This window comes from Winogradskyella arenosi (assembly GCF_003337305.1).
GTDB classification, from domain to species: Bacteria; Bacteroidota; Bacteroidia; order Flavobacteriales; family Flavobacteriaceae; genus Winogradskyella; species Winogradskyella arenosi.
On sequence record NZ_QPJO01000001.1, the window covers coordinates 391,431 to 404,006 of the forward strand.

General features: G+C 36.3%; 13 protein-coding genes. 1 reads left to right on the forward strand and 12 read right to left on the reverse strand.

The genetic code is table 11. The features are described from left to right. The first annotated feature begins 76 nt into the window (after window positions 1-76). The gene (locus tag DFQ08_RS01580) at window positions 77-589 is read left to right on the forward strand and encodes an acyl-CoA thioesterase (protein WP_114308042.1); all 513 of its coding nucleotides are present in this window, start codon (window positions 77-79) and stop codon (window positions 587-589) included. Between the two features lie 14 nt (window positions 590-603). Here the strand turns inward: DFQ08_RS01580 and DFQ08_RS01585 are convergent, their stop codons facing one another. The 12 genes from DFQ08_RS01585 to atpB all read right to left on the reverse strand — a co-directional run bounded on the left by DFQ08_RS01585 (window position 604) and on the right by atpB (window position 12,525). Continuing rightward, window positions 604-1,824 carry a murein hydrolase activator EnvC family protein gene (locus tag DFQ08_RS01585; RefSeq protein ID WP_114308043.1) on the reverse strand — a complete coding sequence of 407 codons (1,221 nt, stop codon included), beginning with the start codon at window positions 1,822-1,824 and terminating at the stop codon, window positions 604-606. A gap of 56 nt (window positions 1,825-1,880) precedes the next feature. Then, on the reverse strand, window positions 1,881-2,672 hold the full coding sequence (locus DFQ08_RS01590; RefSeq protein WP_114308044.1) for a DUF4292 domain-containing protein: 792 nt from the start codon (window positions 2,670-2,672) through the stop codon (window positions 1,881-1,883). After that, window positions 2,673-4,034, reverse strand: coding sequence for a tetratricopeptide repeat protein (locus tag DFQ08_RS01595; protein WP_245935345.1), 1,362 nt, complete (start codon window positions 4,032-4,034; stop codon window positions 2,673-2,675). A gap of 55 nt (window positions 4,035-4,089) precedes the next feature. Further along, entirely contained in the window at window positions 4,090-5,109 is a 1,020-nt protein-coding gene (locus DFQ08_RS01600; protein ID WP_114308046.1) for a sugar phosphate nucleotidyltransferase, read from the reverse strand. 132 nt (window positions 5,110-5,241) lie between these two features. Next, window positions 5,242-5,676, reverse strand: a complete 435-nt coding sequence (gene dut, locus DFQ08_RS01605; protein ID WP_114308047.1) for a dUTP diphosphatase — start codon at window positions 5,674-5,676, stop codon at window positions 5,242-5,244. Window positions 5,677-5,696: 20 nt separating this feature from the next. Further along, window positions 5,697-7,157 carry an oligosaccharide flippase family protein gene (locus DFQ08_RS01610; protein ID WP_114308048.1) on the reverse strand — a complete coding sequence of 487 codons (1,461 nt, stop codon included), beginning with the start codon at window positions 7,155-7,157 and terminating at the stop codon, window positions 5,697-5,699. A 187-nt stretch (window positions 7,158-7,344) separates the two neighbouring features. Beyond that, on the reverse strand, window positions 7,345-8,205 hold the full coding sequence (atpG, locus tag DFQ08_RS01615) for an ATP synthase F1 subunit gamma (RefSeq protein ID WP_114308049.1): 861 nt from the start codon (window positions 8,203-8,205) through the stop codon (window positions 7,345-7,347). Between the two features lie 140 nt (window positions 8,206-8,345). Beyond that, window positions 8,346-9,926: a F0F1 ATP synthase subunit alpha gene (atpA, locus tag DFQ08_RS01620; protein ID WP_114308050.1), complete on the reverse strand. Its 1,581-nt coding sequence runs from the start codon at window positions 9,924-9,926 to the stop codon at window positions 8,346-8,348. A 58-nt stretch (window positions 9,927-9,984) separates the two neighbouring features. Next, the gene (atpH, locus tag DFQ08_RS01625; protein WP_114308051.1) at window positions 9,985-10,521 is read right to left on the reverse strand and encodes an ATP synthase F1 subunit delta; all 537 of its coding nucleotides are present in this window, start codon (window positions 10,519-10,521) and stop codon (window positions 9,985-9,987) included. A gap of 5 nt (window positions 10,522-10,526) precedes the next feature. Further along, the gene (locus DFQ08_RS01630; protein WP_114308052.1) at window positions 10,527-11,027 is read right to left on the reverse strand and encodes a F0F1 ATP synthase subunit B; all 501 of its coding nucleotides are present in this window, start codon (window positions 11,025-11,027) and stop codon (window positions 10,527-10,529) included. A gap of 92 nt (window positions 11,028-11,119) precedes the next feature. Continuing rightward, on the reverse strand, window positions 11,120-11,308 hold the full coding sequence (gene atpE / locus DFQ08_RS01635) for an ATP synthase F0 subunit C (protein ID WP_114308053.1): 189 nt from the start codon (window positions 11,306-11,308) through the stop codon (window positions 11,120-11,122). A gap of 38 nt (window positions 11,309-11,346) precedes the next feature. Next, complete coding sequence (atpB, locus tag DFQ08_RS01640; protein ID WP_114308054.1) at window positions 11,347-12,525, reverse strand: F0F1 ATP synthase subunit A; 1,179 nt, start codon at window positions 12,523-12,525, stop codon at window positions 11,347-11,349. Window positions 12,526-12,576: the final 51 nt, after the last annotated feature.

Here is a 12,576-nt window from a genome sequence, read left to right on the forward strand (position 1 = left end):
AGATGCTTTTTTCCTATTTCATAAAGGCAACTGATAAAATCCCTTTATCTTTGCGCAAAATTTTTTAAAAATTACTATGCAATCTAGAACCGCTAATCAGTCTAAAACAGTTTCAACCGATTTGGTACTACCCGGAGAAACCAATCCGCTTCATAATTTATTTGGAGGTGAACTCTTAGCGCGTATGGATAAAACCGCTAGTATTGCCGCAAGAAGACATTCTAGACATATTGTTGTTACTGCGGCCGTAAACCACGTGGCTTTTACCAAAGCTATTCCTTTAGGCAGTGTGGTAATGATTGAAGCTAAAGTTTCTAGAGCATTTTCATCGTCAATGGAAGTTTATATTGATGTTTGGATTGAAGACAGAGAATCTGGCGAGCGTATAAAAGCCAATGAGGCCATTTACACCTTTGTCGCAGTAAATGATGCCGGACGCCCTATGAAAGTGCCTGAGCTTGTCCCAGAAACAGAGTTAGAGCAACAACGTTTTGATGCTGCTTTACGCCGTAAACAATTAAGTTTAGTCTTAGCAGGTAAAATGAAACCTTCAGAAGCTACCGAACTTAAAGCGCTTTTTGTAGAATAGCCTTAAAGCCGTTCTTATTGTCGTGCCAACCAGGATTCTGGATTTAGCTTTAAATTATTTTTATAGATTCTGAAATCGAGCAGTGTCTCTCCTGTAATTTTATTGCTGAACACTTTACCGATCACTTGCCCTGTACTAATTTTATCACCCTTTTTTACATAGAGTTTAGAGAGGTTATGATAAATGGTAATGTAATCTCCATGTCTAATTAAGATGGTTGGGTTTCCTCGTTTCATAACGTGTATTGAAGATACTACACCGTTAAAAATCGCCTTTACATCGGCATTGGCTTCCGTTGCAATTTTGATTCCGGAGTGATTTACCTCTACAGAGCGATCCGTTAAAGAACGCCCTTTCCCAAACTTCGCTTTAACGACTCCACGGGCTACTGGCCATCCTAATCTCCCTTTATTAGAGGCGAAATTTGCGGCTAGTTTTTTAGCTTCAGGCGTTAAGATAAATTTTCCGGTTGACGATTTTTTACCCGATTTTTTATTAGCTGCCGCAATAGCTTCAGCAATTAAACGGTCTATTTCCTTATCTAAGCGGTTGGCTTCTTGTTGCTTGGCTTTAATTTGTGAGGCAAACTTGCTCATGTCCGATTTAATAGAAGCCATAAGGGTTTCACGCTCCTTTAACTCGCCTTCTAATTCGCGTTTAGCAATACGGTTTTCTTCAATAAGCTTCTTCTTATCTTCCTTTTGCTTAGAAAGCTGAATATTTAAGTCTTGAAGTTCTTTTGTTTTTACCTTAATCGCTTCGCCTTGCTCTTTTTGATAATCTCTGTATTGTCTTATATATTGCAAACGTTTATAGGCTTGTTGAAAGTTTTGAGAAGACAATAAAAACATCACTTTACTTTGCTCAGATTTGCTTTTGTACGATTTTACAACCATGGCAGCGTAATCGTCTTTTAACTCTTGTAATTGCGTTCTTAGGCTTGTTATTTCTTCTTGATTGGTATTAATTTCTCGGGTTAGCAGATTGGCCTGCTCGTTGGTAATACGGATTAAATTCTTTCTAACATTCACCTTATAATTAATATCTTCAATAAGGGTAATCGCTGATTTTTGTTCCTTCTTTTTAGAAAATAACAAGGCATTGATCTGCTTCATTTCTCTTAAAACCTGCTGCCGTTGTTGCTCTAATTGTTTTTGCTTATCGCTTTGTGCCCAAAGGGATATTGTCGGTAGGATTAACCCGATAATAAGAAGGATATAAAAATTCTTTTTCATTAATTATATAATGATTTTTAGTCGCGATACAGCCTAGTATTTAAAGGCTATTAATGTTATTTAATCTCAATTTCTTTGTAACCCGCCGGAATATTAAATGGGAAACGTACTTCACCATCTAAAGCGACCGATTTAAACTCTAGCGTAATCTTAACTTCATCCTCATGATCTACCGCTACAATTTTAATATTTTGAGGAATAATTTGCTTATTTACCTCTTGATAACTCGCATAATCTACTTGTAACATACGACGTTCTAAGGCTTGATACATTTGTAAGCTATCGATTTTGAAATGCGAAGGGTTTATTAAATAAAATAACTCTAAAAACGCTTCCTGATCTTTAGGACTTAAAGCATAAGCATTATCACTTATAGTTACTTCATGGACTTGATCTTGCAAATTAAAAATAGCTTGACCCAAAAGAATATTCTGCACTTTATTAAAGTCTAGGTCTACCCCAACAACTTCACTTAATAGTTGGTAATTACCATCAAAATATTCGTTATCTAATTTATTATAAAACTGAACCTTCTTGGGCGTAATCATCATGCGAGCCATCCCGAAAGAGGCACTTAACCAGATGACTTTATCTTTTTCCATACGCAGGCTAAAGGTATGCCCTTGTTCTTTTTCGCCTTGAATAAGATCTATAGCCACTTTGGCATTCATGGTTTTAAAATTGGCCTCACTTTTGTCGTGTTGTTTTATCACTTGTTTGGCCGAGAGCTTATCGCTAGGTACCCCAGAGGCAATGACACTTTTTGTCCCACGACAACTGCTTACTAAACCAATAAGTAATGCACATAAAACAATTTTGAAAGTGTTATTCTTTTGAAATAAATTCATTTACGATTTAGATTTTAAGGCTTTAGCTTTTTTAGCAAACGTTTCTGATTTACTTATATTATTTAGGGCTTTGTATGCACGACTCAACTCGGAATAAAAATCGGCTTCCATATTAGGATTATCAATTAAAAAATCTAATCCCATTTCAAGCTGTGAAATGGCTTGTTTTGGTGCTTCTGTATTGTTTAAAGCCACAGCATAGACCAAATATAGTAGAGGTTGCGCCGGATACAACTCCAAGGCACGTTCACTATCTTTAATGACAGCGTCATAATCTTTTATATCTAGCTGAAGTAATAATATATCTTTTATTAATTTAAAATCATTAGGCGTCTGCTTTAGAGCCGCTTTAAAATTAGATAAGGCCTTAACCTTATCACCGGCTTTTAAATAATAATGCCCTAAATCGCTATGCGTTTGTGCATCTTTATTTTCATCTACAAGCGCTGTGATATCAATAAGATCTGATTCGTATTCCGGATGCTTGGCAACAAAACCTACAAAATCCTTTAAGACTTTAGCTTTAGCATCGGCATTTATTTCTGGACTCGTTAAAACAATTTTTACAGAATTAATGGCCTCCGATACTTTATTATCCTGAAGATAGAATTTATACAAAGCCAAGTGCACAAATTTAGAATTGGGCTTCACTTTTAATAAATGCTTAGCAGCTTTATACGCGGCTTTATGATCTCCGGTTTGACTATAACGGTAAATTAATTTTAAATGATTATCCTCGTTATTTGGATTATTAGCAATACGTTGTTCCAAATTTTCAATTCTATCGTCGGCATTTCCTGTAATGCTATAAATATCGTTACGCATGGCGTCTCTAGACTCACTAAGACCAAACTCGGCATCAAGTTCATCTAAAATCTCTAGGGCTTGCTTATAACGTTCCTCACGGACGTAAAGTGCCGCCAAATCTTCTTTATAATCGGGATGGTATTTCACCAGTTGTTTAATGGTTCTTAGCGCATTTTTTATATCATCTTGCTGAAAATAGACGTCATAAAGTTCATCTAAAAACCACACATTATCAGGTTGCAGACTAATTGCTTCCTTTAATTGCTCTTCTGCCGCACCAAAGTTTTTGAGTTTGTTGTAGTTTTTTCCTAATTCAAAATAAACTACAGGCAGCTTATCATTTAGAGTCAGACACTTTTGAAGCGCTTTAACGGCACGCTCATAATTTTCTATCCCTTTTTGTTTTAAGGCTTCAAAAAAGTACTCTTGAAACTCGTCTTCAACATTCCCTAAATCGTCTTCTGCCATTTTGTTAAAATCCGCTTGGGCATAACTAGGCTGCGGAAGACACATTCCGAACACCAATACAACGATAAAAAGATACTTTTTATTCACTTAAAACTCCCTTTAACCAAGTCCTATTCTTGGTCGTTAAACACCGGATTCTCGCTTATTCTATAACCGTATAATCACCGATACTAATCTTGGTAAATTGGCCATTATAAGTCACATGATTACCAATCATAGCTTCGTCTAAATTAGCGTTTTTAATGCTAGTCTTATTTTGAATTAAGCTATTTTTAACGCTTGTATTTTCAAGAACACATTCTTCCCCTATAGACACATACGGTCCTACAGTTGTATTTTTTAAGACGGTACCTTTACCAATGTAACACGGCTCTATAATCTTTGAATTTTCTAAAACTACTGACGGATCCACTAAGACCTCTTCTTTATCTGCAGTTAAAAAGCCCAACATTTTAGCGTTAGTATCTAGCGTAACGGCTTTATTTCCGCAGTCCATCCACTCATCAACCGTTCCGGTTTTAAACACTCGTCCATCGGCCATCATACGCTTAATACCGTCATTAATCTGGTATTCCCCGCCATTCATAACGTTTTCATCTAAAACTTCTTGCAATTTGTCTTTTAAAACGGCAACATCTTTAAAGTAATAAATACCAATTACAGCTTGATCGCTAACAAAGGTTTCAGGTTTTTCTACCAACTCAACGATATTTTCATTCGCGTCTAGTTTTACAACCCCATAAGCTTCTGGATTGGCCACATGCTTGGTCCAAATAACGCTATCGGCGTTAGGATCTAAATCAAATTCAGCACGGATTAAAGTATCGGCATAGGCAATAACTGCAGGCCCCGTTAACGACGGTTTAGCACTCATTATAGCATGACCGGTGCCTAATGGCTGATCTTGTCTATAAATAGAAGCTTTAGCGCCCAAACCTTCAGCAAGTTCTGTTAAACTCTTAACGACCTCGTCTCCAAAAAACGCAGGGTCCCCTAAAACAAAGGCTATTTCTTCTATAGGCTGCTTTAATACTTTAGCTATATCTTTAACCAAACGGTGAACAATAGGTTGACCAGCAACAGGAATTAATGGTTTTGGTACGGTTAAACTATGTGGTCTAAGGCGCGATCCGCGACCTGCCATGGGTACAATTATTTTCATCTGAAAATTTATTTTGTGTTTCCCAAAAAAGGAAATCGATTGATTGATATCATTTAAGTTATTCTTCAGTTTTTTTTACAAGGTGACCTGAATCCTTATCTAAAAACGAGGCTTAAAATACTAATTCTTAGTTTATTTTACACCGGTACTCCCAAATCCACCTTCTCCTCTAGCGGTGTTTGACAATTCATCGGCAACTTCCCATTCCGCACGTTCGTGTTTCGCAATGACTAATTGCGCAATACGCTCACCATTTTCTATAACAAAGTCTTCATTAGAAAGGTTGACTAAAATTACACCAATTTCTCCTCGGTAATCTGCATCAATAGTTCCTGGTGCATTGAGTACCGTAATCCCTTTTTTAGCGGCCAATCCACTACGTGGTCTTACTTGGGCTTCGGTACCAATAGGTAATTCTATATATAACCCTGTGCCTACAATACTACGCTCTAAAGGTTTTAATACTCTAGATTCTGATAGGTGGGCACGAAGATCCATCCCTGCTGAAGCAATAGTTTCATAGTGTGGTAATGGATGATTAGATTTATTGATGATTTTTATATTCATGTTTTAATCTGAATGACGAATTAATTTCTCTTTAATAATTGTTTTAGCGTTTTCTTTTCGAGGCTAAATGCTAATCCCAAAAATACGATTAACATTGTAATTCCGATGCCATAATTTCCGCGATAGTTATAGAAAAACACAAATGAAAACAAAATAGAAACGCCTAGATACAATCCTATTTTCTTTAAGTTATACGGAATTGGGTAGTGTTTTCTTCCGAAGTAAAAAGATAATAACATCATCATGGCATAGGCAGAAAGGGTTGCAATGGCTGATCCTTTAAAGCCCATACTAGGAATAAGCATATAGTTGAGGCCTAGCGTTACAAGTGCTCCTAATATTGAAATATAAGCCCCGTAAGCGGTCCGATCTGTAATTTTGTACCATACAGAAAGGTTGTGATAAATACCGAGGCAGAAATTAGCTAAAAGGATAAATGGGACAATCCACATGGCTTCATAATAGGCCTCACTTCTTATGATAAAGGGTTTAAGCACATCGGCAAAAATTACAACACCTAGAAAAATAAGCGCGCCGAGAGCCACAAAATACTCTAAAATAGTCGCATAATTTTTTTGTGGATTTGCAGTTTTAGAATGGCTAAAAAAATAAGGTTCTATTCCTAAACGGAAGGCCGTGGCAAACAGCGTCATAAACAACGCCAATTTATAACAGGCGGAATACATTCCTATTTGTGTATCGGCTAGATCTTCTGGCAAGAGGTATTCTAAGAGAATACGATCAAAGGTTTCATTAACTGAGTAGGCAATCCCTGCAACTAGTACTGGTAGCGCGTAGCGCATCATTTTTTTCCATAAGGCCATATCAAAGTTGAACTTTAATTTGGCGTAAAATGGAAGCAGGATAGCCAAAGTGAGTCCACTAGCAATAAGATTGGATATAAAAATATAATTGATTTCGAAATCGGGCTTATAGATGGCAGCCAAACCAGAATCTGGATGTGCCAAATCTTTTAAATACAGTAACAAAAAGATGTTGAGTCCGAGGTTTATAGCAACATTCAGAATTTTAATAACCGCATATTTCATGGGTTGAGCTGTGGCTCGTAACCAGGCAAATGGAATAATGACTAAGGCATCTAAGAGTAAAATGACAAAGACAAGATTAAGATATTGGAGATCTATATTTATCAGTGCTGAAATTTGATGACGGCACAAAAAGGCCCCTGCCAATAGTAGCAATGAACTAAGAATAAGAGATAGGCTTGCGGTACTAGTGACCTTGTCTTGCTGTTCTTCTTTATTAAAAAACCTAAAAAATGCGGTTTCCATTCCGTATGCTAAAACCACATTAAACAGTACGAAATAGGCAAATATAAAGGAGACCCGCCCATATTCTTCTACAGATAGCACAGCAGGATCGGTATATAACGGCACTAGGATAAAGCTCAGCATTCTAGGCAATACCGTAGCGAGTCCGTAGATAAAAGTCTGTTTAAAAAGGGATTTGAAACCGCTCAATGTAATTCTATTGGTTGAGGTTCAAAAGTATTGAAATAATATGAAAAGAAGGTCGATTTAAACCAAGGATTGGCAGATTGTAGTGCTCTAATTAAATCCAAAACCTAGGAGGGTTTAAAACAAAAAAAAGACCTAACGACTAACTGTTAGATCTTTAATTATAAGAATTCTGCCTCGACAGAAAAATTTAGTTGTTTAAAGCTTCAGCCCCACCAACAATCTCAAGGATTTCGTTAGTAATAGCGGCTTGTCTGGCTTTATTATAAGTTAATTTCAATTGGTCTCTTAACTCGGTAGCGTTATCCGTTGCTTTGTGCATCGCTGTCATACGCGCTCCGTGTTCAGAAGCAAAAGAATCTCTAATTCCTTTATACAATTGTGTTTTTAAAGACTTCGGAATTAATTCTTCTACAATTTCTAATTTAGAAGGTTCAAAAACGTAATCTAGGTTCACACTATCATCCGCTTCAACAGGTACTATTGGTAAGAACTGCTCAGTAATGATAATTTGTGTCGCGGCATTCTTAAAGTGATTGTAAACGATCTCTATTTTATCGTAAGTACCCGATACAAACTCTTCCATTAACATTTCTGCAATTTCAGAAACATTATCAAAAGTTAGATCATCGAAAATTTCACTTTTATTAGCAATGACTCTGTCTTGTTTTGCAAAAGCATCATTGGCTTTTTTCCCAATTGCTAATACAGAAACATTTTTAGAGGCGTATACTGAATTGATTAAATGTTGCGTTTGCTTTATAATGTTAGAATTAAAAGCCCCACATAAACCTCTATTAGAAGTAATTGCTACGACAAGCACATTTTCTACTTCGCGTTGTTCAGCAAATTTGCTTCCAGAACTCTCATCTAAAGTCGCACTTAGACTCTGCAGTAATTCTGACAACTTATTAGAGTAAGGACGCATTGCAGTAATAGCATCTTGCGCTTTCTTTAACTTCGCAGCAGATACCATTTTCATGGCACTTGTAATCTGCATCGTTGAAGATACCGATGATATTCTGTTACGTATTTCTTTAAGATTAGCCATTCTATATTTGTATTCGAATGTTATACAAAAGACTCTTCGCTATTGCTCGGAGTGACATTCCGTTTTAAATCTATTTATATTATAAAATTTTGAGTTATAGCCCTGTATTTCCAAAACTATAACTCAAAATCTAGGCCTTATTAAGCCTTGTATTTGCTAGAAAGGTCTTTAGCTACAGTTGTTAATGTATCTATAACCTCGTCTGTTAATTTACCAGCTTTAAGCGTGTTTAAGGCATCTTTATGCTTCGCATTTAAGAACTCTAAATAATCGCGCTCAAATTCTTTCACTTTCTCTACAGGAACATCCTTTAACAAGTTCTTAGAACCAGCGTAGATAATAGCAACTTGGTCTTCTACTTTAAACGGATCGTTTTGTGCTTGCTTTAAGATTTCAACGTTACGCTTACCTTTATTAATTACGTTTAAAGTAACAGCATCTAAATCTGAACCAAACTTAGCGAATGCTTCTAATTCACGGTATTGTGCTTGATCTAATTTTAAAGTACCAGAAACTTTCTTCATCGATTTAATCTGAGCGTTACCACCAACACGAGATACAGAAATACCCACGTTAATCGCTGGACGAACCCCAGAGTTAAATAAATCACCATCTAAGAAAATCTGACCATCTGTAATAGAGATTACGTTGGTTGGAATATAGGCAGAAACGTCACCAGCTTGTGTTTCAATAATAGGTAAAGCTGTTAAAGAACCTCCACCTTTAACCATAGGTTTTAACACTTCTGGAAGGTCATTCATTTCTTTAGCAATCGCATCATTATTGATAATTTTTGCAGAACGCTCTAATAATCTTGAGTGTAAGTAGAATACATCACCAGGATATGCTTCACGTCCCGGTGGACGTCTTAATAATAAAGATACCTCACGGTAAGCAACGGCTTGTTTTGATAAATCATCAAATACAATTAAAGCTGGTCTACCCGTATCTCTAAAATATTCTCCAATAGAAGCTCCTGTAAACGGTGCATAAACTTGCATTGCTGCAGGATCAGATGCATTCGCAGCCACGATAGTGGTATAAGCTAAAGCGCCTTTCTCTTCTAATGTTTTAGCAATAAGTGCTACTGTTGAAGCCTTCTGACCTACAGCTACATATATACAATATACAGGCTCACCTGCATCGTAAAATTCTTTTTGATTTAAGATAGCATCGATACAAACTGCTGTTTTACCAGTTTGACGGTCACCAATCACCAACTCACGTTGTCCTCTACCTACAGGAATCATAGCGTCAATAGACTTTATTCCGGTTTGTAAAGGTTCTGTTACGGGCTCTCTGTAGACAACACCAGGCGCTTTACGCTCTAAAGGCATTTCATAAGTTTCACCAACTATAGGTCCTTTCCCATCAATTGGGTTTCCTAAAGTATCTACAACACGACCAACAATACCTTCTCCTACTTTAACAGAGGCGATACGTTCTGTACGTTTTACTGTAGACCCTTCTTTAACTCCTACTGAAGTTCCTAAAAGTACAATACCTACATTATCTTCTTCAAGGTTAAGTACGATACCTTCTGCACCACCTTCGAATTCTACTAATTCACCATATTGTGCATTAGCTAATCCGTAAGCACGTACAATACCATCACCTACAGTTAATACTGTTCCGACTTCATCTAAAGAAGCTCCCGCTTCAAAGCCTGAAAGTTGTTGTTTTAAGATTGCTGATATTTCAGCTGGTTTTACTTCTGCCATCTTTATTTAGATATTAGTCGTTAGAAAATGAGATTTTCGTCCCTAATTCTAACGCTTCTTAATTTAATGTAAATTCTCTTTTTAAATTATTTAGTTTGTTAGCGATACTCGCATTATATTGAATATCTCCAACACGTAACACAAAACCACCTATAATGCTTTCGTCGATAACGTTAGTCACTTCTGCCTCTTTTCCTGTAAGCTCTTTTACTTTGGCTAAGACTTTAGATTTTAAATCGTCACTTAAAGCTACCGCAGTCGTTACTGTTGCAACCTGCATGCCTTTCATCTCATCATATAAATGCGTATAGCTTACGGCTACGTCATTTAAAATGGCTAGTCTTTTATTGGCAATTAAAGTATCAATTAAGTTTACAGTAACCGCATTAGTATTCGTAAATACATGTGTTAATACCGCTTTTTTATCTGAAGCTTTTACTACAGGACTTTGAAGCATCTGACTTAAATCTGTGCTTTCTGCAATGGTGTCTGTAATGGTTCTCATATCACTCTGCACTGCATCTGTAGACTTTTGATCTATTGCTAAGCTCAAAACCGCTTTAGCATATCGTATGGCCGCTCTTGATCCTGACATCTATCTTAGTTTAAAGTTGCTTCCCCTAACATTGACTCCACCAATTCTAATTGTTTGTCTTTGTTAGATAATTCATTACGCACTACTTTTTCTGCGATTTCTAAAGATAAACCAGCAACATGACTTTTTAATTCTGCCATCGCTGCTTTCTTTTCTCCTTCAATTGCTGCTTGAGCTTGAGTAATTATGGTATTAGCTTGCACCTGAGCATCAGCTTCTGCTTCTGCAATCATTTTTTCTTTAAGTTGGCGCGCTTCTTTGATCATTGTTTCTCTTTCTAAGCGTGCTTCTTGTAATAATCTTTCATTATCTGCTTGTAAATTCGCCATTTCACGTCTTGCTTTTTCAGCTGCGTCTAAGGCCCCTTGAATTCCTTCTTCTCTTTCGTTTAAAGAACTAAGGATTGGTTTCCAAGCAAACTTCACCATTAAGAAAATTAATAATAAAAGCAATACAGTTTGTACGGCAAATAATCCTGGTGAAAAATCGTTTAATAATGTCTCCATTGTATTAAATAATTAAATGTTTTTTTAATTTTTTTTGAATAAAATAGGCTCTGCAACCAACCGTTGCAGAGGCTCTATCTTGTTTTTTAAGCTTACTTTCCTAAGATTAAAGCACCGAATGCTAAACCTTCTAAAAGTGCTGCTACGATAATCATTGCTGTTTGGATTTTTCCAGCAGCTTCAGGCTGACGTGCAATACCTTCCATTGCTTTTCCACCAATTTGACCAAGTCCAAAACCTGCTCCAATTACGATTATTCCTGCTCCAATTAAATTGTACATAGTAAATAAATTATATAGTTAAATTAAAAAAACTCTTCTTAAATAAAATCACCTCTTACGTCTTGCGCATCAGGGATTTTGTGACCGTGAGCATCGTGCTCATGATCATGATCGTGTTCTGCTACCGCCATACCAATAAATAAAGCTGAAAGCATCGTAAAAATATAAGCTTGTAAAAAGGCCACTAAAACCTCAATAAACATAATTAAGACTGAAAGCACAAAAGATAATCCGGTCGCACCTGCAACACCTAATGAATCTTTCATTACAAACATAATTGCAATTAAAGCCATAATAACCGTGTGACCAGCTGTAATGTTTGCAAACAAACGTACTAATAACGAGAAAGGCTTAATTACAAAAGTACCTACCAATTCAATCACCGCTAAAATAGGACGGATTAAATACGGTACTCCTGGCATCCATAAAATGTGTACCCAGAAATCTTTATTACCACTAAAGGCATAAATAATCAGTGTAAAAATAGCTAAACATGCTGTTACAGCAATCTGTCCTGTAACGTTAAATCCTAATGGTGTTAAACCTACCATGTTTAGTAACCAGATAAAAAAGAACACCGTTAATAAATAACCTGTAAATTTTCTATAGTGTTTGTCTCCAATGTTTGGCTTTGCAATTTCGTCTCTTACATAGATAACAAGCGGCTCTAATACACGACCAAAACCAGTAGGAATCTTTTTATTCTTGTACTGCTTAGCCAATCTAGAGAACCAGAAGAACATTAATAACCCAATTACTAAAATACCAACAACACTCTTTGTAATAGAGAAATCTAAAACTCTAGAAGCATTTGTAGCATGGTGCTCAGCATCAAAATTAACCGCTGTTGCTCCGGCTTCTAATTCATAAATCTTAGAATGAATTTTAGCAAACTTCAACCCGTTTTTCTCAACAATGACATGACCATCATCATTATGATGAAATTCCGAAGACATAAAAGTCACTAATCCTTCAGAAGACCACAAGATCACAGGAAGTGGAAAACCGGCGTGTTTACGCTCACCTTCATCATTCGTATAAGAAAAGAATGAGAAGTCGTGAGAGTCTTGAAGGTGATGTGCTATATAAGCATCCACTTCTTCTCTTGTATCTACTTGTCCACCATCTTCAGTAGATGTATTAGCGTAAATAGTTGTTGACAAGAACACTAAGACTACAAGTGCTAAAAATTTAAAACTTCGTTGAAATATCTTCATTGTTAAAAAAATCAAAAAAATTACTCTTTTCAAATTCGGTGCAAAAGTACG